Origin of the sequence: Microbacterium thalassium, from assembly GCF_014208045.1 — a bacterium.
Taxonomy (GTDB): Bacteria; Actinomycetota; Actinomycetes; order Actinomycetales; family Microbacteriaceae; genus Microbacterium; species Microbacterium thalassium.
Window position 1 is genome coordinate 870740 of record NZ_JACHML010000001.1, and the last position, 19771, is coordinate 890510.

Annotated in this window: 18 protein-coding genes; 13 read left to right on the forward strand and 5 right to left on the reverse strand. The window is 69.2% G+C overall.

Annotated elements, in window-relative coordinates; genetic code table 11:
- Positions 1-57: 57 nt before the first annotated feature.
- Complete coding sequence (locus HD594_RS04170; RefSeq protein ID WP_184749757.1) at positions 58-879, reverse strand: enoyl-CoA hydratase-related protein; 822 nt, start codon at positions 877-879, stop codon at positions 58-60.
- 74 nt (positions 880-953) lie between these two features.
- Between HD594_RS04170 and HD594_RS04175 the strand changes: the two genes are divergently transcribed.
- On the forward strand, positions 954-1568 hold the full coding sequence (locus tag HD594_RS04175) for a TetR/AcrR family transcriptional regulator (protein ID WP_184749758.1): 615 nt from the start codon (positions 954-956) through the stop codon (positions 1566-1568).
- 19 nt (positions 1569-1587) lie between these two features.
- Here HD594_RS04175 and HD594_RS04180 read toward each other — a convergent pair whose 3' ends face one another.
- A complete protein-coding gene (locus HD594_RS04180) occupies positions 1588-2121 on the reverse strand; it encodes a hypothetical protein (protein WP_184749759.1) in 534 nt (177 codons plus the stop codon).
- Positions 2122-2270: 149 nt separating this feature from the next.
- On the opposite strand from HD594_RS04180, the gene HD594_RS04185 reads away from it, so the two are divergent.
- The 4 genes from HD594_RS04185 (at position 2271) to HD594_RS04200 (ending at position 7200) form a co-directional block, all read left to right on the forward strand.
- Positions 2271-3308, forward strand: coding sequence for a zinc-dependent alcohol dehydrogenase (locus HD594_RS04185; protein WP_184749760.1), 1038 nt, complete (start codon positions 2271-2273; stop codon positions 3306-3308).
- A gap of 125 nt (positions 3309-3433) precedes the next feature.
- On the forward strand, positions 3434-4912 hold the full coding sequence (locus HD594_RS04190; RefSeq protein WP_184749761.1) for an MFS transporter: 1479 nt from the start codon (positions 3434-3436) through the stop codon (positions 4910-4912).
- A gap of 87 nt (positions 4913-4999) precedes the next feature.
- Positions 5000-6109 carry an Rv3169 family protein gene (locus HD594_RS04195; RefSeq protein ID WP_184749762.1) on the forward strand — a complete coding sequence of 370 codons (1110 nt, stop codon included), beginning with the start codon at positions 5000-5002 and terminating at the stop codon, positions 6107-6109.
- Between the two features lie 32 nt (positions 6110-6141).
- Positions 6142-7200: a phosphotransferase family protein gene (locus HD594_RS04200; RefSeq protein WP_184749763.1), complete on the forward strand. Its 1059-nt coding sequence runs from the start codon at positions 6142-6144 to the stop codon at positions 7198-7200.
- A 59-nt stretch (positions 7201-7259) separates the two neighbouring features.
- Here the strand turns inward: HD594_RS04200 and HD594_RS04205 are convergent, their stop codons facing one another.
- From HD594_RS04205 to HD594_RS04215, 3 genes are read right to left on the reverse strand one after another with little or no spacing between them, the layout of a single operon-like run.
- Entirely contained in the window at positions 7260-8255 is a 996-nt protein-coding gene (locus HD594_RS04205) for a fumarylacetoacetate hydrolase family protein (RefSeq protein WP_184749764.1), read from the reverse strand.
- 11 nt (positions 8256-8266) lie between these two features.
- Positions 8267-9247, reverse strand: coding sequence for an amidohydrolase family protein (locus HD594_RS04210; protein WP_184749765.1), 981 nt, complete (start codon positions 9245-9247; stop codon positions 8267-8269).
- Positions 9244-10170 carry a VOC family protein gene (locus HD594_RS04215; protein WP_184749766.1) on the reverse strand — a complete coding sequence of 309 codons (927 nt, stop codon included), beginning with the start codon at positions 10168-10170 and terminating at the stop codon, positions 9244-9246. Before HD594_RS04215 ends, HD594_RS04210 begins: the two co-directional genes overlap by 4 nt.
- Positions 10171-10352: 182 nt before the next feature.
- On the opposite strand from HD594_RS04215, the gene HD594_RS04220 reads away from it, so the two are divergent.
- The 8 genes from HD594_RS04220 to HD594_RS04255 all read left to right on the forward strand — a co-directional run bounded on the left by HD594_RS04220 (position 10353) and on the right by HD594_RS04255 (position 19740).
- Positions 10353-11279, forward strand: coding sequence for a LysR family transcriptional regulator (locus HD594_RS04220; RefSeq protein WP_184749767.1), 927 nt, complete (start codon positions 10353-10355; stop codon positions 11277-11279).
- 135 nt (positions 11280-11414) lie between these two features.
- Complete coding sequence (locus tag HD594_RS04225; RefSeq protein ID WP_184749768.1) at positions 11415-12614, forward strand: alpha/beta hydrolase family protein; 1200 nt, start codon at positions 11415-11417, stop codon at positions 12612-12614.
- Positions 12615-12766: 152 nt separating this feature from the next.
- Positions 12767-13918 carry a sugar ABC transporter substrate-binding protein gene (locus HD594_RS04230; RefSeq protein ID WP_184749769.1) on the forward strand — a complete coding sequence of 384 codons (1152 nt, stop codon included), beginning with the start codon at positions 12767-12769 and terminating at the stop codon, positions 13916-13918.
- Position 13919: 1 nt separating this feature from the next.
- Positions 13920-15464, forward strand: coding sequence for a sugar ABC transporter ATP-binding protein (locus HD594_RS04235; protein ID WP_184749770.1), 1545 nt, complete (start codon positions 13920-13922; stop codon positions 15462-15464).
- Positions 15461-16480, forward strand: a complete 1020-nt coding sequence (locus HD594_RS04240) for an ABC transporter permease (RefSeq protein WP_184749771.1) — start codon at positions 15461-15463, stop codon at positions 16478-16480. Before HD594_RS04235 ends, HD594_RS04240 begins: the two co-directional genes overlap by 4 nt.
- Entirely contained in the window at positions 16477-17610 is a 1134-nt protein-coding gene (locus tag HD594_RS04245; protein WP_184749772.1) for an FAD-dependent monooxygenase, read from the forward strand. Before HD594_RS04240 ends, HD594_RS04245 begins: the two co-directional genes overlap by 4 nt.
- A 91-nt stretch (positions 17611-17701) precedes the next feature.
- Positions 17702-18712 carry a fumarylacetoacetate hydrolase family protein gene (locus HD594_RS04250; protein WP_184749773.1) on the forward strand — a complete coding sequence of 337 codons (1011 nt, stop codon included), beginning with the start codon at positions 17702-17704 and terminating at the stop codon, positions 18710-18712.
- Positions 18709-19740: a cyclase family protein gene (locus HD594_RS04255; RefSeq protein WP_373877204.1), complete on the forward strand. Its 1032-nt coding sequence runs from the start codon at positions 18709-18711 to the stop codon at positions 19738-19740. Before HD594_RS04250 ends, HD594_RS04255 begins: the two co-directional genes overlap by 4 nt.
- Positions 19741-19771 lie beyond the last annotated feature (31 nt).

Here is a 19771-nt window from a genome sequence, read left to right on the forward strand (position 1 = left end):
CGGGTGAACTCCTTCGTTCTGTGAGACCTCACGGGGGTGAGCGTCGCGGGGGAGACCTCAGGGTGTGAGGGTCGTCTGACCCCACACCGGTGTGCGACGCTCCGCGAAGGCGCGCATGCCCTCGTGCCCGTCGTCGCTGGCGAAGGTGAGGTCCATGGCTCGCTGGCTCTCGTCCCACACCGTCGACGTGCGCCAGTCCTGGCCCCACACCGAGCCGTCGCTCAGGGTCGCGTGGATGACGCGCTTGGATTCACGCACGGACAGCGGAGCGTTGCGCGCGATGCGGCCCGCGAGGAGGACCGCCTCATCGAGGACGCGGTCGGCCGGGACGACACGGTTGACGATTCCCCATTCGAGTGCCGTCGCCGCGTCGATCGGATCCCCTGTCAGGGCGAGTTCGAGCGTGCGGCGGACGCCGATGTGCTGCGGCAGGCGCAGGACGCCGCCCGCCGCGGCGAAAAGGCCCCACCGCACCTCGGGGAGTCCGAACACGGCCGAATCCGAGGCGACGATGAGGTCGCACGCGAGTGCGATCTCGGCGCCGCCGCCGAGCGCCGGCCCGTTGACCGCGGCGATGAGCGGCTTGTGGATCCAGTGGCGGGCGATGCCGGCGAATCCCCACTCCGGGTGCTCGGGAGAGTCGAGGGAGAGGCCCTGGGCGAGGGCCTTGAGATCGGCGCCGGCCGAGAAGACGTCGTCGACGCCGGTCACGACGATCGCGCGAACATCGGGATCGGCATCCGCTCTCTCCAGCGCGTCACCGACCGCGCTCGATACGGCCGCGTTGATCGCGTTCCGCGCCTCGGGGCGGTCGATCCTCACGATCGCGACCTGCTCCACGACGTCGTAGCGAACCGGCGCTGTGATCTCGTGTGTCATCGTCGGCACCTCCTGGAGTGCACTGTAGTTAGTGAGCGATCGCTAAGCAAACCGGGGTCCCCTAGACTCGGGGCGTGTCCTGGCGTGACTTTCCCGAGCCGCAGCTCTCCCGCATCCTGCAGGTGGCTCTGACCCAGTTCGTCGAGCACGGGTACGACGCGACGTCCGTACGCACCATCGCCAAAGAGGTGGGCGTCACGGTGCCGGCGCTCTACTACCACTTCGAGAACAAGCAGGCGATGCTCACCGCGCTGCTCTCGCACACGATGGACATCCTCGAGTCTCACGTCGCGGAAGCGCTCGACGACGCGGGCGAGGATCCGCGTGACCGCTTCTGCGCCGTCGTCGAGGCGATCGTCCTGCACCTGACGCACCATCGCGATCTCGCCTTCCTCGATCGCGAGATCCGCAGCCTCACCCCCGAGAATCGGCGCGAATACGCTGCGCGGCGTGCGGTGGTGGCGGAGGCGCTCATCGAGTGCGTCGAGCGCGGGTGCGCGTCGGGGGAGTTCGCGACGCCGCTGCCCCGCGAGAGCGGGCGAGCGATCCTCGGCATGTGCCTTGCGATCACGACCTGGTTCCGCATGGATGGGCCGCTGACGGCATCCGACGTCGCGCGCCAGTATGTGACGATCGCACTGGACACCGTGCGCGCGACGCCGGAGGCGGAGGCGGGCGGAGCGCACTGAAGCGGTCCGCCCGCCGCCCTCACGCGTCGATGCGCATGAAGGCCTTGTCGATGCTCGCGACGCCCGCCGGGTTGAGCACTGTGCCGACATTTCGCGTGCCGTCCTCGTTGAGTCGGCGCATCATGATGTACTGCGCCGTGCCGTCCGGGTTCTTGGTGATGCGGTACTGGGTGCGGCGGTCGACGTAGACCTGCTTGATCCAGGCGATGGGCTCGTTCAGTCGCGTCCCCTGCTTGAGGACGGCGTTGGGCTGGAGTCGGGGGTGGTTCGGGTCGCCGTCGATCTGCACCACGCGATAGGGCACCCACGCGCTGTCGCCGAAGCGGCACTCGTACGCCATGTGGATGCTGAGGTCGGGTTCGATGTCGACCCGGATGCGGTAGATCTGCAGATCTCCTTCGTGCCGGATCGTGATCTCCTGACCGGCGAGGATCTCGGGCACGTACTCCTGCTTCTCGGCATCCCAGATGGTCGACTCGTCGTTGACCATCACCCAGGTGCCGTCGAAGCCTGTGGGGTCGAAATCGTCGGGCTCGTACACGTTCTGCGTCATGCGACTCTCCTTCTGCCGTAACCGTCTTCGCTGACCGTCCAACCGGGACCGTCGTCGCTGACCGTCCGCTGGATGAGATCACACAATACTGGACAATGTCCTGCTTTCGGAATACCGTGATGCTCGTTCACTCGATGTGGAGGAAGAGCATGACCGACCAGTTGGCCTACGTCATCACCGGACGTCGGACGATCAGCCCCGTCGACGCCGCGGACGTCAGCGAGGTGCTGCCCGACCATGTCGTCGTCGAGATCGCGTACACCGGGATCTGCGGATCCGACGTCCACGCCTACGAGATCGGGTTCCCCTACCATCCGACGCTGTCGGGCCACGAATGGTCGGGGACGGTCATCGGCGTCGGCGCCGATGTGACCGGGCTCGAGGTCGGGCAGCGCGTCGCGCGGACCAGTCAGCCGCCCTGCGGGCGCTGCGTCATGTGTCAGGCGGGGCATCACGCGCGCTGCGAGAACTACACGATCTCCTCCCTGCCGACGGCCCCGCCGCACGGCGGCTACACGCCGAAGCTCGCCGTCCCCGCCCGGTCGGTCATCGCGCTGCCCGACAGCGTCAGCCTCGAGCAGGGGGCGCTCGTCGAGCCGCTCACCGTCGCGCTGCATGCCGTCCGCCGGCGCCAGCCGCGCCTGGGTGACACGGTCGTCGTCATCGGCGCGGGGCTGATCGGTCTCGCCACGATGCAGTTCGCGAAGCTCGCCGGGGCGACCGAGGTCGTCATGGTGGCGCGCGGCGAGGACCGGCGCGACCTGGCGGCCCGGCTGGGAGCGACGACTGTGCTCGATCCGGCGGATCCGCAGCTCGCATCCGAGATCCAGGCGCTCACCGGGGGGCGCGGCGTCGACATCGCCTACGAGTGCGCCGGCAATGCGCAGGCGATCCAGTCGGCGACGACGCTCCTGCGCCCGGGGGGCACGCTGATGCTGGTCGGCACGCCCTTCGCGCCGGTCGAGCTGATCCCCGCGATGTGGATGGCGAAGGAGCTGGACGTCCAGACCACCCTCGCCCACAACCGGTGGGAGTTCGACATCACCGTCGACCTGCTGGCGAAGGGGCTGCTGCGGACCGATGGAATGACCGACAGCGTCCGGGGCCTCAGCGAACTGGCGGACGTCTTCGATGAGCTGTCAGGCGGAGCCAAGGCGATCAAGACCCTGATCGACCCGCGGGAATGAAGCGATGAGGGATTGACGGGCGCACGACCCTCCCCTACATTAGCGAGCGCTAAGTAAATACCTCGCCGCACAGGCGGCACACCACACGGATACGCGTCAACGACGTCGCGAAAGGCGGATGAGTCATGGTGGACACGTTCAGCAATGAGAAGAGGGGCAGCGCAGCCGTCCTGCTGGTCGGCGTGCTTCTCCTCGTGGAGGCAGCCGGCATCTTCGAGCACACGATGGTGCTGGGGGCCCTGCCGTTCCTGTCGGATCACTTCGGAGTCGACCTCGCGGGGATCTCGTGGATCATCACGATCTTCGTCCTGGTCGGGGCGGCTTCGGCGATCGTGGCAGGCCGGCTCGGCGACATGTACGGGCGCAAGCGGGTGCTGATCGTCCTGCTGGCGATCTCGCTGGTCGGTTCGCTCGTCACGGTCGTGTTCGAGTCGTTCCCCGCCCTGCTCGTAGGGCGTGCGCTCCAGGGCACGAGCGCGGGCATCATCCCGCTCCTGATCGGCATCGCGCGGGAGTCCCTGCCCAAGGAGCGGGTTCCCATGACGGTCGCACTGCTGACCGCCACGGCGACGATCACCGCCGGAGCGGGCATCATGGTCGCCGGCATCCTCGTCGACGCGGGCTGGTGGGTCGGCATGTTCGTCGTCGCCGCGGCGCTGTGCGCACTGTGCCTGCTGCTCGCGATCACCGTCGTCCCCCGCTCGAGGTCGACGCAGCCGGGCGCGCGCATCGACTGGTTCGGAGCGATCCTGTTCGCCCCCGCCATCGGCGCGATGCTCCTGGGCCTGACGGCGCTGCGCGGCGCCGGCATCACCTCGCCGGCCGTGTGGGTGCCGGTGGGCATCGGCGCAGTGGGTCTCGCGGTGTGGGTGTGGTGGGAGCTGCGCACGACGGACCCGCTGGTGAACCTGCGGCTGCTGGCTCAGCCCGCGCTGCGCCGCGTGATGCTCGTCATCGTGATCGGCGGCCTCGCGCCGCTGTCGGCGACGACGATCCTCGGTCCCGTGCTCGTGCTGTCGCCGGCCGGCATGCCGGTCGGGCTGGGGCTGACGGCGACGACCTACGGCCTCATCTCGCTGCTGGCGGCGGGCATCACGTTCGCGCTGACTCCGATCGCGGGTGTGATCGCCCAGCGCCGTGGGGCGGCCACCTCGATGGTGGTCGGCCTGCTCATGTTCGTCGGCATCTTCGTCGGCCTCGCGACACCGGCCGGCCGGCAGTTCGTGCCGTTCGCGCTGGTGCTCATCGTCGCCGCGTCTGTCGCGAACGCGTTCGTGATCTCGTCCATCTACAACCTCGTCGTCGAGGTCGTTCCGGCGGAGTCCACCAGCGAGTACACCGGAGTGAGCCAGGTCGCGCGCAACGCGTCGATCGCGATCGGCACCGCGGTCACGGCGACGATCCTGTCCCTGTCGACCGTCCCCGAGACCGCTCTCCCGACAGAGTCATCGTGGCTCTGGATGTCGGGCTACGTCATCGCCGTCACCATCGTGGCGCTGTTGGTCGCGATCTCCATGCTCGTGGGCCACCGGCGCCGGGTCGCCGAGGCCAAGGGCCTCCTCGCCGCAGAGCCGGCGCCCGCGGCGGGCGCGGCAGGCGCCTGATCCGGCTGGGGCGGCGGCGAGGCCGCCGCCCCAGCATCCGTGCCGACACCGATTTCGCCGACCGCTCAGCCCAGGGAGACCCAGACCATGCTCATCCCCTTCGACGACTACCCCGTCCACCAGACCGCGGCTCCGCTGGCGCAGGCGGGCTCGGGGCACCCCGATCAGTACGACCGGTTCTGGTTCAACGGGTTCCGCGATGACCTGATGTTCGCCGTGGCGTTCTGCACCTACCCGAACCGCGAGCTGATGGAGGGGGCCTTCTCGGTGCTGCGGGACGGGCGTCAGACGTCGGTCTTCGCCAGCGGCCGGATGAATCCGGACCCCATCGACACGCGGATGGGCCCGATCGCGGTGGAGATCATCGAGCCGATGCGCGTCAACCGTGTCGTCGTGGATTCTCTGGAACACGGCATCCGCGCCGACCTCACGTACACGGCGGACACGGTGGCGATCGAGGAGCCCCGCCAGACGCAGATCGCCGGCAACCGCCTGGTCATGGACGCCACGCGCGCGACGCAATGGGGGACATGGACCGGGACAATCGAGGTCGAGGGGGAGACGATCGACCTCGGCGAAGGCGTGCGCGGTACCAAGGACCGCTCGTGGGGGACCCGCGTGACCGGCCGCCCGCACGGGGCGCCGATGCGTCCGCAGGGCTTCACGTTCTTCTGGGCGCCGATCCACTTCGACGACGAGTGCTTCCACTACATCACCTTCGAGCGGCAGGACGGCTCTGCCTGGCTGAACCACGCGGCGGTGGTGCCGAAGGCGGATGCGGCCGGCACCGGGCAGTCCGTTGCCTCGATGACCGGGGCGCATGAGTTCACCTGGACTCCCGGGACCCGCCGGGTGGCGTCCGCGACGATCACCGCCGCGGGCCCGTCCGGCGAGCAGGTCGAGGTGGAACTCGAACCGGTGGCCACGTTCCAGATGAAGGGCATCGGCTACGGACATCCGACCTGGGGCCACGGAACCTGGCACGGCGAGAGCGAGTCGCACGGCGAGAGCTGGGTGGTGGCGGACCTCGACCCGCTCGCCTACGAGAACGTCCATGTGCAGCAGCTCGTGCGCGCGACATGGGGCGATCGCACCGGGCTGGGCGTGCTCGAGCAGATCGCCGTCGGTCCGCTGCCCAAGTACGGGCTCACCGGCTTCCTGGACGGCGCTCGCGTCCTGGAGCGCACCACCGCCTGAAACGCACCACCGGAGGATACGAAGGAGTATCGATGGACATCAGCGAACTCGACCGCGAATGGCTGGCCGGCGCGCTCGGAGTGGAGTCACACCGGCTCTCCGACCCCGTTGCCGCGAGGCTGGGGCAGGGGCAGGTCGGAGACACCTACACAGTCGACTTCGAGAAGGACGGCGTGCCCACCCGTCTCGTGCTCAAGCTGACCGCGCACGACGCCGACAGCGCCGAGGCTGCGCACCAGGAGAACAACTACCTCCGTGAGGTGAGGTTCTACCAGGACCTCGCCCGCGAGCTCCACATCCGAGTGCCCGAGGTCCACCATGCCGTCATCAGCGATGACGGCAAGCGGTTCGCCCTCCTCATGGAGGATCTCGCGCCGTGCAGCACCCGTGACCAGATCGCGGGATGCTCCGCGGCGGAGGCCGAAGCCGTCGTGATGGAGGTGGCGAAGCTCCACGGTCAGATGTGGCAGCGCGAAGAGCTGCACGCGCTCGACTGGCTGCCGGGCCCGCGCGAGATCCCCGAGGAGGTGCTGCCGTTCCTGCCGGCGATGTTCGGGGCCTTCTGCGAGCGCTTCGAGGGCCGGCTCGCGCCGGAGGTCGTGGAGATCGGACGGGCCTTCTTCGAGGACTTCGCGGCGTACCTCACCGCCCAGAACTCGGCGCCGACCACCCTCCAGCACGGCGACTTCCGTGCCGACAACCTGCTGTTCGACGTGCGCGACGGGACCGACCGGCTCGCCGTCGTGGACTGGCAGACGATCCAGCGCGGGCCGGGGGTGCTCGACGTCGCCTACTTCCTCGGCGGTTCGCTCGATCCCACTGACCGTCGCGCCATCGAGCGCCCGCTACTCGAGGCCTATCACGCGAGGCTGGTCGACTACGGAGTCGACGGCTACTCCTTCGAGGCGTGCTGGGCCGATTACGCGCGCTTCGCCTTCCACGGATTGTTCATCGGCGTGGGAGCGGCGATGACGGTCGAGCAGACCGACCGCGGCGACGAGCTGTTCGTCTCGATGGTGCAGCGCGCCGCCCAGCACGCCATCGATCTCGACTCGCTGGCGCACCTGCGCGGCGATCGGGCGCGGGTCTGAACGCCGCAGCCGGATGCCGTACACCCGCACGCACGATCGGACGAGCGCGGTCGCGCTGCTCACTGCCGGGCCGCGCGGAGACGGCCACTGTTCCGCCGGGCGGCCGGCACCTCGGGCAGCGATGCGCGCGGTTCGCCGATCGTGTTGAGGATCTCGCCGATGCCTTCGACGGTGATGCGGACGCTGTCGCCGGGCTTCAGCGGCGCAGGATCCAGCGATCCGGTGCGCCCCCAGATCTCGGCGAGGCAGCCGCGGCCTGCCGTGCCCGAGGCGAGGATGTCCCCCGGAGCCACCCGCGAATCGCGCGACGCGTAGGCGATCATCTCGGGGAACGACCAGCTCATGCCGGTCAGGTTGTCCGTCCCGTAGATCTCGCCGTTGATCTCGACCTCGACGTCGAGGTCGAGGAGCCCGTCGTCGGTGTGGCGGTCGGTGAACTCGTCGGCGGTGACGATCCAGGGGCCGAGCGTCGCGCCGAAGTCCTTGCCCTTGCAGGGCCCGAGCGACACCTTCATCTCGCGGGCCTGCAGATCTCTCGCGCTCCAGTCGTTGAAGATGGTGTAGCCGAAGATCTGCTGCGCTGAGCGCTCGACCGTCATGTGTCGGCCGTCGCTCTCTCGTACGGCCCCGATCACGGCGGCGACCTCAAGTTCGAAGTCGAGTTCCGCCGTGCGCGGGGGCACCAGGGTGTCCGTCGGGCCGATGAGGGTGTGCGGATTGGTGAAGTAGAAGGTGGGGGCTTCGTACCACGCGTCGGAGACGGTGGCGGCGGGGTCGGCTCGCTTGACCATCCCCTCGACGTGCTCTTCGAAGGTGACGAAGTCGCGGATGCTTCCCGGCACGATCGGCGGGACGAGGCGCACGGTGGGAAGGGGGCGCCACCCGGTGCGATCGCGGGACTCGATCAACTCTCTGCCGACCGCGAGCGCGGTCGGCAGGCCGGCGTGGATGAGGACGTCCACGGGGCGGCCATCGGGAAGGGGGATCGCGTGATCGTCGTGGATGAAGCCGGACTCGATCACGCCGTCGAGTCGCTGCCAGCGTGCGATGCGCATGGGGGTCCCTCTCAGGCAGAGGCTGTCGCGCGGTCGGGGGTGCGCAGCAGGGTGCGGGCGTTGCGGACGACGTCGTCGGCGATCGGCTCGACCTCGTCGACGCTGCCGGAGTCCCAGCCGCGGTAGTTGGTGCCGAAGACGAGCCGGTCGGGGTTCGCGACAGCGCGGAGGAGGGTCAGCGACTCGGGCGAGTTGACGTGGGTGTCGAACCAGAGCCGCGAGAACTGCGCGTCGAACTCCTCGACCGTGATCGGGGAGCGGGGGAGGCTCGCGAAGTGGCGCAGCCGGCCGTGCTGGAACGCGATGCTCCCGCCGCCATGGCTGACATACACGTCGAGCTTCGGGTGGCGCAGCAGCACCTTCCCGAAGATCAGCGATGCCACTGCGAGCGTCTCCTCGTGGGGGTAGCCCAGCGTGACGTGCCAGTCGAACCGGTCCAGTCGCGGGTCTCCGGCCGGGCCGTCGACGCCGGGGACGGTCGAGTGGACGAACAGCGGCACGTCCAGGTCGACGCACGCCTGATAGAGGTCGTCCATGTCCGGGTGATCGAGCGCGGCGCGTGCGTCGGTGCCGATGTATCCGCCGACCAGACCGAGTTCGCTGACCGAGTGCTCGAGCTCGGCGATCGCGGCACCGATGTCGACGGTCGGCAGTGCGGCGAATCCTCGGAGCCGATCCGGCTGCTGCGAGCACCACTCCGACATGAAGGTGTTCGCGCTCCGGAGGAACGGCGCGGCGATCTCACGAGGCGTGTGCGTGAAGAGCCAGAGCGGTGACAGCGACAGGACCTGGACGTCGATCGCGTCCTCGTCGAGCGAGTCGAGTCGCTGCCGGGGTGTCTCGGCGAGGCTCGACTTCGGGCCGATCGGCCAGCGGTAGCCGCCGGCGACGATCTCGTGGCGCGCCTCGCCGACCTTCTCGATCGCCGGCCCCGCGGAGCCCGCCTTTCCGAGGAGCTCGTCGAAGAACATGTGGGCATGGACGTCGATCATGCGGGCACCTCGGCGGGGTAGGGGTAGACCGAACTCTGCGGCGGGAGCGGGCGGAACTGGTGTCCCCAGATCTCACTGCGGTTCCCCCAGCGCCGGTCGATGCGGCGCATGCTCCAGGCGTCGTCGTCGTCGATCACGAGCGAGTCCGCCCCGAACTCGAGGTCGAATCCGCTCGGTGTCCGCGTGTAGAACGACAGCTGCTCGTCTCCGGCGTGCCGCCCCAGCGACGCGCTGATCTCATAGTCGCTCTGGAGCGCCAGATCGTACGCGCGGCCGACGTCGTCGATGTCGGTGCTCTCGACCATCACGTGGTTGAGGCCGAGAGAGCCGGGGATGGCCCAGATCGCGAGGCTGTGGTGGCGGGGGTTGCAGCGCAGGAACGCCATCGGGCCCATGCCCACATCGACGACGTCGCTGCACTTGAAGCCCAGTGTGTCTTGGTAGAACCGGCTCGCGATCTCGAGGTCGGGGACGATGAGCACGGCATGCCCCAAGCCCTGGTCGCCGGTGATGAAGGATGATGTCGCCCGCTGGCCGCGGAACGTGCGGTCGAGGTGGCCCGGGCCGTAGAAGAGCTCCTGGCGTACGCCGAACGGGTCGGTGAACGACGCGAGCGCGGTGACCTGGCGGGCATCGGCGAGTTCGGCGGGTTCGTCGACGACCTCGACGCCGCGTGCTCGCAGGTCCTCCTTCACTGCGGCGAAGTCCAGCCGATCGCTGGTCTCCCAGCCGAGGTGAAGCAGGCGGTCCTCGTCCCCGGGTTCGATGCGCATGCGGTACATCCGGTCGTCCCAGCGGATGCGGACCGCACCGGAATCCTCGCGGCTGCATTCGAGTCCGAACACATCGGTGGCGAAGCGCGGCCACTCGTCGACGTTCGGGGATTGGAATCCGACGTATCCGAGACTGTGGATCCGAGTCAAGGTGGCCTCCTGCCGTGGTGCGCGCGACGGCAGTGGTCTGCGTCGACGTCTCTCGTTCACCGCGCGCTGAGGCGCGGCAAGTCCCTTCACCGTAGGAATCGACCGCGCGGCAGCGGAAATGGTTCTCACCGATAGTCGGCATCACGAACTGGTACGCTCCCCGGGACCGAGGGGAGGACACCGTGGTCGCCCGTCTCGAATCGATCGATCTCAATCTGCTCGTCGCGCTCAATGCGCTCCTCGAAGAGCGGCACGTCACGAACGCGGGAGCGCGGCTGCACATCGGGCAGTCGGCGATGAGCGGTGTGCTCCGTCGGCTGCGGGGATACTTCGGCGACGAGCTGCTCGTCCGCGTCGGCAACGAACTGCAGCTGACTCCCTTCGCGGAGAGCCTGATGCCGGCGGCTCGCGCGGCATACGACGCAGCGGCGGTCCTGTTCGCGGCAGGCGTGGAGTTCGACCCGCAGGACTCCGAGCGGGTCTTCAGCGTCGCGCTCTCCGACTACTCGCTCACCCGCATCGGACCCCAGCTGATCCAGCGGATCGATGCTGACGCGCCCAACGTCCGCATCAGCTTCGAATCGCTGCCCACCACTTTCGTCCGCGACCCGGACGGTGCTCTCATGCAGTACGACCTGATGGTGCTCCCGGTCGAGTACCTGCCGGCGTACGCGAGCTCGTCGATGCCGCTGTTCGACGACGACTTCGTCGTCGTGCTGTCGCGTCACAGCCCCTTCGCCGACCGCGACGAGCTGACCGTGAAGGATCTCAAGCGATCTCCGCAGCTGCTCGCCGCGCTCGGCCCGCGCAATCAGCTGCGGCCTCTTGCGGGCCTCGATGCCCACCGCACGCTCGGTGACATCGACCCGCACGTGTCCGTGAGTTCGTACCTGGGCATGAGCCACCTCATCCGGGGAAGCCGGTACTGGGCGTTGATGCCCCGTTCGCTCGCGGGCATCACGTGCACGTCCGACGACTTCGTCATCAAGGAGGCGCCGTTCCCCAGCGAGCGCTTCACCGAGCACGCGTTCTGGCATCCGTCCCGCGAGCGCGACGCCGGACTGGCGTGGTTGAGAGGTCTGCTCGAACAGGTCGCCGCAGCGCAGTAGCGCCGTCGCCCCGCTCGCAGGGGCGTGATACCTGCCATCGCCAACAACTGTTTCCGAGCGTCGGCAGACGTCCCCTCTAATCGAGGCGACCGGATCGCACCCCGATCCGGTGAGCTCAGCGACGAGAGGGCGGCGATGTTCGAGTACTTTCCCGGCAACTATGTGTGGAGTCTCGCGGTCGTCGCGACGCTGAACAGCGGTGGCCGGATCGACGATGTCGACCGAGCGTGCCGGCCCGTGCTCGAGACCGGTGGGAACGGCGACGACGCGGCGACGGAGCACCTGTACCGCGCGTGGGAAGCCGTCGCCGACCGCGTCGCCGCGTCGGGGCGTGAGGACGAACGCGAGGGCCGTGTCCTCGCCGCCGCAGACAAGTACTACCTCGCGAGCCTGTACACCTCGCAGGCCGAAAGACTCCAGTCGCCCGCATGGGCCGGTCGCAATGCCGCCTACCAGAAGTCGCTGGACCTCCTGAACCGACACCTGGAGCTCTCCGGGGCCCCGGTGTCCGCCGTCGAGATCCCCTACGGCGGTGGTTCGCTGCCGGCGTACCTGTACCGCGCGCCGTCGACGGACCGGGAACCGGGACCCGTGGTCATTCAATGGAACGGCCTCGACAGCACCAAGGAGATGATGTACTCCTCCGGATTCGCGCGGGAACTCGGGCGACGGGGGATCTCCACGCTCATGGTCGACACCCCCGGATCGGGTGAAGCGCTCCGCCTGCGCGGACTTCGCGCACGCTTCGACAGCGAAGTGTGGGCGGCCGCATGCGTCGACTACCTCGTCGCGCTCGACGAATTCGACGACGACCGCATCGGCCTGGTCGGGTGGTCTCTCGGCGGGTACTTCGCCCCCCGGGCAGCCGCCTACGAGAAGCGCATCGCGCTCGCCGTCTCGTGGGGAGCCAACCACGACTGGGCGAGCATCCAGCAGCGGCGCCGTCGACGCGAGGGCGAGCGCCCTGTTCCGCACTACTGGGACCACGTCCAGTGGGTGTGGGGAGCAGCCGACGTCGACGAGTTCCTCCATCTCTCACGGCGCATCAGCCTCGAGGGCGTCCTCGAGGAGATCACGGTTCCATTCCTCATCACCCACGGTGCCGATGACCGCCAGATCCCCGTCAGCGACGCCCACCGCTCCTACGCACAGGCCGTGAACAGTCCCGACCGAGAGCTGCGCATCTTCGGCGCTGAAGAAGGCGGGTCCGCGCACATCGGTCTCGACAATCTTCCGCTGGTCTCGCAGTTCACCGCCGATTGGATCGCGACGCGCTTCCGCGCTGAGGCGCCCGCGGACGCGACTGCAGCCGACGCCGCACCCGCCCTGTCGTAGCGTGCCCCGACCGCTCTTGCCGGGTGCGCTGTCTCCATGCTCATCGGCTTCGCGCATGCCCGGTATTGCGGACCGCTGTTTCCGCACCGCCGTCCGGCATTCGTACATTGACTGCGATCTGCAAAGCAGCCGGTCGAATCAAAGGAGATCCCGTGAACCCTCACCCACGCAAGACGCAGCGCGCGGTCCTCGCGGCCGCAGGCGCGGCGGCGCTCGCCCTGTTCCTGAGCGCCTGTTCGTCCGCAACCGTCGCCAGCGAGAGCGACCCGACCGAGCCTGCCGCCGATGCCACATCGTCGCTCCAGGTGGCCTATGACGGCGTCGTCGGCGCCCCGGCCACCGACACCGTTCCGGTCACCCCCGACCTGACCGCCTGGATCGTCTCGTGCGGCGAGTTCTCGACGACATGCGCCGCTCCGTCGGCAGGCGCCCTCGAGGCCGCCGGCTCGATCGGCTGGGACGCGTCGGTGTGCGACGGCGAGCTCAACCCCGACGGATGGGGGAACTGCATCCGTCAGGGCATCGCGGCGGCCGCGGACGTCATCATCACGATCGGGCAGGACTGCGGCGCCGTCAGCGGTGCCCTGCAGGAGGCCGCAACCGCAGGGATCACCACGATCAACGTCGGAGGGCTCGACTGTGAGGAGCCGCTGTACTCGGGCACCATCCAGATGCTCGACGGCTACAGCTACGACGAGTACTGGGAAGAGGTGGGCACGCTGCAGGCCGAATGGCTCATCGGGAAGACCGACGGCGCCGCCAAGCTCCTGGCCATCGAGTTCAACGACACCCAGTGGGGACCGCTGATCGCCAAGGGCCTCACCGACCGGCTCGCCGACTGCGAGGGCTGCGAGATCGTCGGCTCGGTCCAGCTGTCCAACTCCGATCTCGCCACCGGCGCGCTCCCGCAGAAGTTCTCCACGGCGCTGCTCCAGCACGCCGACGCGAACGCCGTCGCCGTTCCCATCGACGGATGGTTCCTCGCCGGACTCGCACAGGCCATCAACGCCTCGGGTCGCAGCGACGAGCTCAACGTGATCGGCAACTTCGGATCGATCCCGAACTGGGAGGTCATCCGCTCGAACGGCGGCCAGGACGCCACCGTCGCGAGCGCGGCCGAGTGGAACGGGTGGGCCGGTGTCGACGCCGCCCTGCGGGTCCTCGCGGGTCAGGATCTGGTGCCCGCGGGCATCGGACTGCAGGTCGTCGACGCCGACACCAACCTCCCGGCCGCCGGGCAGCCGTTCGTCTACACGCCGGCGATCGACTTCAAGGCGGACTACCAGGCGATCTGGGAGAACTGACGTGACCACCGAGCAGCGCGCACCGAGCCCGAGCGAGGCCGCCTTCAGCGCGACAGGAGTGTCCAAGACGTTCGGACACTTCCGTGCACTGGTCGACGCCGAACTGACTGTTCGTCGGGGGACGGTCCACGCGCTGCTCGGTGGCAACGGATCGGGCAAGTCCACCTTCATCAAGTGCCTCGCCGGCGTCTACACCGCCGATGGCGGCGAACTGAGGATCGCGGACCGCTCCCTCGAGCTGGGAGGACTTCACCCCGAGACCGCCCACGGGCTCGGTCTGCGGTTCGTGCATCAGGATCTGGGACTGTTCCCACAGCTGACGATCAGCGAGAACATCGCGCTGAGCCGCGGCTACCCCACGCGCTGGACCGCCGTCCGCGAGAAGCTCCTGCGACGTCGAGCGCAGGACCTCCTCGACGCGTTCGAGATCGACGCGCGGCCGCACACCCGGGTCGCCGATCTGCGGCCCAGTCAGCGGGCGATGCTCGCGATCGCGCGAGCGCTCGACGACGCCGACTCCGCCGACAGCATCCTGCTGCTCGACGAACCGACTGCGGCGCTCGGCGAGCACGACGCGCAGGACCTGATGGACGCCGTCCGTCGCCGCGCGGACGAGGGACAGACCGTCGTGCTCGTGAGCCATCGGTTCAACGAGATCGCCTCGGTGGCAGACGATGTCACGGTCTTCCGCGATGGACGCAACGTCGGCAGCGCGCCCCTGGGCGACATGCCCCTCGGGCGGGTCGTCAGCCTCATGACCGGCGGCGAGAGCCGCGAGATGCCCGAATCCTTCGTCGAGCACGCGCCGGGAGCACCGGCGCTGTCGGTCGGATCCCTCCGCACCGGCAGTTGCCGAGACGCGACCTTCGAGGTCGGTGCCGGCGAGATCCTGGGGTTCGCCGGCCTCGACGGATCGGGACACAGCGACGTCCTCGCCGGGCTGTTCGGCGCGATCCCGTCCGAGGCCGAGGACGTCGCCCTCGGGGGAGAGCGCTTCCGCCCTCACTCGCCCGCCGAGGCGATGGCCGCCGGCGCCGCGTTCATCCCGCAGGACCGGCATGCCGACGCCGCGTTCACGAACATGTCGATCACCCAGAATCTGTCCGTCACCATCCTCGACAGAATCTGGAACGGCTTCGCTCTGAGCAGCGGTCGCGAACACCACGCCGCCGCCGACACGATCAGCCGGTTCTCCATCCGCGCCGCGAGCGTGGACGCCCCGCTCGGTGTGCTCTCCGGCGGCAATCAGCAGAAGGTGGTCCTGGGTCGCTGGCTTCAGAGATCGCCCCGACTGCTTCTCCTGGTGGAGCCGACGCAGGGTGTGGACGTCGTCGCACGCCACGACATCTACACCAGCATCGCCGCCGCAGCGCGCGGCGGGGCGACAGTGCTCGTCGCCTCGTCGGACATCGATGAGCTGCTTGCGATCACGCATCGCATCGCCGTGTTCCGCAATGGGCGGATCGCCACTTTCCTGCACACCGCGAGCACCACTCGCGACGAGATCACCAACGCGATGTTGGCTGAGGAGCCAGTCGACGCATGACGACCACGACAACCACAAGAACCACGACGGCCACCCGGACCATCCCGGTCCAGCGCAAGAGCATGACCGTCGTCGGCGAGCGCTACGGGCTGCTCATCCTGCTCCTCGCGATGATCGCGTTCTTCTCGATCCTCCCCGCGAGCTCCGGCGCGTTCTTCACCACCGCGAACCTCTCGGTCGTCCTGGCCAACCAATCGGTGGTCCTGGTCTGCGCGATCGCCGTGATGCTCCCGCTCATCACCGGCAACTTCGACTTCTCCGTGGGCGCGAGCGCGGTCGCCTCGGCGATGGTGTGCGCGGCCGCCCAGGCGCACGCAGGGCTCCCCGTGATCGTCGCGATCGTCCTCGCGATCGTGACCGGGGGCGCGATCGGACTGCTCAACGGCTGGCTGGTCGCACGCCTCCACCTGGATGCGTTCATCACCACCCTCGGTGTCGCGACCGCGATCGCCGGGCTGGTGCAGTGGTACTCCGGCGGTCTTCCCATCTACGGCATCGACGCGTCGATGATCAGCTTCGGATCCGGGACGTTCCTGGGGCTGCCGATGGTGGTCTACGTGGTGGTCGCCGTCGCCCTGGCCGCCTGGTACCTGCTGAGCTGGACGCCCTTCGGGCGCCGCATGTACGCGCTGGGGTCGAACCGGCGCGCCGCCGACCTCGTCGGCATCGACAGCACGCGCCTCACCTTCCTCGGCTTCGTGCTCGCCGGAAGCCTCGCCGGCGTCGCCGGCATCCTGCTCTCGGCACGGACCGGCGGCGCGAACCCGGGCGCCGGAACCGAACTGCTCTTCCCCGCTCTCGCCGCCGTCTTCCTCGGAGCGACCGCGATCCGTCCGGGCCGCTTCAACGTCCCCGGCACCGTCCTGGGCGTTCTCTTCGTGGCGGTGAGCGTCAGCGGACTCACCCTCGCCGGGGCGCAGTCGTGGGTCGACTCCGTGTTCAACGGCGTGGCGCTCGTGCTCGCGGTGTTCGTCTCGACGCATCTGCGCCGTCGCAGGGAAGGACGTGGACGATGACCGCCGTCGCAAAGGTCGTGATCGCCGGCGGAGGGATCACCGGACTGGCCACCGCCGCCCTCCTCGCCGAGGCCGGGATCCAGGTGGACGTCCTCGAGGCCCACCGGACCTCCGAGCCGCTCGGCTCCGGCATCAGCCTCCAGGGGAACGCGCTGCGGATGCTCGACCGCGTCGGTGTCTGGGACGAGGTGCGGGCCGCCGCATCCGTCTTCGACGGGCTCGTCCTGCGCGCACCCGATGCGGCCGGCACCGAGATCTTCCGGGTCGACACCCATCGGGCGGGCGGTGCCGACTATCCCGCCGCGGCGGGCATGTACCGACCCGACCTGGCACGGATCCTCCGTGATCGAGCCGACACGGTGGGTGCCGTCGTGCACGACAGGCAGAGGGTCACGGCGGTCACGCAGCACAGCGCCGGCGTGACGGTCACGACGGATGCCGGACTCACCATCGAAGCGGACCTGCTGATCGGTGCCGACGGCCTGCATTCGAGCGTCCGCTCCCTGATCGGGATCGACGCGCGACCCGAGATGCTCGACTTCGGCGTGTGGCGGGCGTTCGTCCCGCTGATCCCCGGCGTCGACTGCACCGAGCTCATCTACGGGGGTGCCGCGTACTACTCCGGATATTCGCCGACCGGGCCCGACACGATGTATGCGTACATCGTCGACGACTACGTCGACCGCTCGCACCTGTCGCCGGAGGAGATGCTCGAGCAGATGCGCGGTCTGGCGGCGCAGTATCACGGCCCCTGGGACGCGATCGGAGAGCACCTCACCGACGCCTCACTCGTGAACTACTCGCGAATGAGCTTCTTCACCCTCCCCGGCGACTGGCATCGCGGTCGCGTCGCGCTCATCGGCGACGCCGCCCACAGCTGCCCGCCCACGCTCGCGCAGGGAGCGGCGCAGGGCCTCGAAGACGCCGTCGTCCTCGCGGAGCTGCTCGCGACACGGACCGCTCTCGACAGCGGGCTGTGGGCCGACTTCTACGCCCGACGGCTGCCCCGGGCGAAGGCCGTCGTCGAGAGCTCGCTCCAGATCGCGGAGTGGCGGCGCTCACCCGGCAACGACCGCGAGTCGGCGGAGCTCATGACCGAGGTCAGCGAACTGCTGTCGCAGCCGCTGTGACCGAACCGCGCGACGGACGCCATCGAGGCGGAGCCGTCGGCCGGCCGCCCCACCCTCATCTCTCACCGACCCATCGAGGAGTACCCGCACGATGACCGCACCACCCGCCGCCCCCGTCGCACTCGCCCGCTACCGGGAGGGCGACGGCATCCGACTCGGCCTCGTCGCCGGCGACCGGATCCGCCCTCTGGACCACCAGGACCTCGGCGCGTCCGGGCTCAACGAGTTCCTGAGCGACCCCGACTGGGATCGGCTCGTCGCGCTGGCGGCATCGGAGGGGGGAGACTGGATGCCGCTGGGCGAGGTCACGCTCACCGCCCCGGTGGAGCCGCGCCAGGTGATCCAGGCCGGCGCGAACTACCGGCAGCACGTCATCGAGCTGGTCGCGGCGGGCCTGACGAACACGAGCGATCGCACGCCCGAACAGGCGCGCGAATTCGCAGCGACCATCATGGACGACCGAGCCGCCAACGGCGAGCCGTACTTCTTCATCGGTCTGCCCGCCGCCGTCGTCGGCGATGATGTGCCGCTCGTCCTGCCGACCTACAGCGAGCAGCACGACTGGGAGCTCGAACTGGCGGTCGTGATCGGCCGTGAGGCGTTCCGCGTCTCGCGCGAACAGGCGACCGACCATATCGCCGGGTACACGATCGTCAACGACATCACGACGCGCGATCTGGTGTTCCGCCAGGACATGAAGGAGATCGGCACCGACTGGTACCGCTCCAAGAACGCCCCCGGATTCCTCCCGACCGGCCCCTTCCTCGTCCCGGCGCCGTACGTCGACGGCGGGAAGCTCGCGCTGACGCTCGATCTGAACGGCGATCGGATGCAGGACGGCAACACCGACGACCTGCTCTTCGACATCTCGGCTCTGGTCTCGGGCGCATCGCAGACGATGCCTCTGCTTCCGGGCGACATCCTCCTCACGGGGAGCCCCGCGGGCAACGGCATGCACTGGCGGAGATTCCTGCGCGAGGGCGACGTGATGACCGGATCGATCGAGGGCCTCGGCGTCCAGGTGGTCCGCTGCGTCGCGGAGGCACCGCCCGCCCCGGATCGCAACGTGGCACTCGCGGCCGGCGGAACGGCGCGGTCGTGAGCGTGCGCGTCGAGCGCGTCGAGGACGCGACAGGACTCCCCGGCGATGACCCGGCAGACCTCGATCGAAACGACCCCGAGGCCGAGATCGCGGCGCGCGCCGCGGCCTTCGGCAACTGGGGCCGGTGGGGGCCGGACGACGTCCTCGGCACCCTCAACTTCATCGACCCGCAGAAGAGGGTGGAGGCCGCCTCGCTCGTGCGCTCGGGAGCCGTCGTGTCCCTCGCACAGCGGTTCGACACCGAGGGGCCGCAGCGGGGCTGGCGCCGGCGCACCAACCCGGTGCACACGATGACCGACACCGGCACCGACGCCGAACGCGGCTCCCAGGGCTTCCCGCACGGCATCGGCGGCGCGGACGATGTGATCGCGATGCCGCTGCAGTGCTCGACCCAGTGGGACGGCCTCGGCCACATCTTCGACCACGGCATGGCATGGAACGGACGCCGCGCAGGTGACGTCGTCACCAGCGACGGCGACCTCGTCACAGGCATCGAGCACGCGGCATCCGTCGTCGCATCCCGTGGCGTCCTGCTCGACGTTGGCCGGTTCCTGCGACCCGAGACGGGGGAGCTCGAGGACGGCTACGCGATCACCGCGGCTGATCTCGAGGCGACGATCGCGGCCCAGGGCGCGTCGAGCGCGGTCGGGCGCGGCGACATCGTTCTCGTCCGCACCGGCCAGTTCACCCGCACGCGTCGCGACGGGTGGGGCGAGTACGCCGGCGGGCCGGCCCCGGGGCTGTCCCTCACGACCGCCGGGTGGCTGCATCGGACCGAGATCGCCGCGATCGCCACGGACACGTGGGGGTTCGAGGTGCGGCCGAACGAGTTCGACGTCCCCGCCTTCCAACCGCTGCATCAGGTGGTGATCCCGAACATGGGCCTCACCATCGGCGAGATGTGGAATCTGGACGAACTGGCAGCCCTGTGCGCGCAGGACGGCCGTTACGACTTCCTGCTGTCGGCCGCGCCCCTCCCCATCACGGGTGCGGTCGGGTCGCCGATCAACCCCATCGCCATCCTCTAGCCGAACCGCACCACGAGACAGAGAGGTCCTC

What these genes read in the sequence shown, in the direction of transcription:
- HD594_RS04170 (WP_184749757.1), bottom strand. Translation starts at nt 879, where the DNA reads ATGACACACGAGATCACAGCGCCGGTTCGCTACGACGTCGTGGAGCAG.
- HD594_RS04180 (WP_184749759.1), bottom strand. Translation starts at nt 2,121, where the DNA reads ATGACGCAGAACGTGTACGAGCCCGACGATTTCGACCCCACAGGCTTC.
- HD594_RS04185 (WP_184749760.1), top strand. Translation starts at nt 2,271, where the DNA reads ATGACCGACCAGTTGGCCTACGTCATCACCGGACGTCGGACGATCAGC.
- HD594_RS04190 (WP_184749761.1), top strand. Translation starts at nt 3,434, where the DNA reads ATGGTGGACACGTTCAGCAATGAGAAGAGGGGCAGCGCAGCCGTCCTG.
- HD594_RS04195 (WP_184749762.1), top strand. Translation starts at nt 5,000, where the DNA reads ATGCTCATCCCCTTCGACGACTACCCCGTCCACCAGACCGCGGCTCCG.
- HD594_RS04200 (WP_184749763.1), top strand. Translation starts at nt 6,142, where the DNA reads ATGGACATCAGCGAACTCGACCGCGAATGGCTGGCCGGCGCGCTCGGA.
- HD594_RS04205 (WP_184749764.1), bottom strand. Translation starts at nt 8,255, where the DNA reads ATGCGCATCGCACGCTGGCAGCGACTCGACGGCGTGATCGAGTCCGGC.
- HD594_RS04210 (WP_184749765.1), bottom strand. Translation starts at nt 9,247, where the DNA reads ATGATCGACGTCCATGCCCACATGTTCTTCGACGAGCTCCTCGGAAAG.
- HD594_RS04225 (WP_184749768.1), top strand. Translation starts at nt 11,415, where the DNA reads ATGTTCGAGTACTTTCCCGGCAACTATGTGTGGAGTCTCGCGGTCGTC.
- HD594_RS04240 (WP_184749771.1), top strand. Translation starts at nt 15,461, where the DNA reads ATGACGACCACGACAACCACAAGAACCACGACGGCCACCCGGACCATC.
- HD594_RS04245 (WP_184749772.1), top strand. Translation starts at nt 16,477, where the DNA reads ATGACCGCCGTCGCAAAGGTCGTGATCGCCGGCGGAGGGATCACCGGA.
- HD594_RS04250 (WP_184749773.1), top strand. Translation starts at nt 17,702, where the DNA reads ATGACCGCACCACCCGCCGCCCCCGTCGCACTCGCCCGCTACCGGGAG.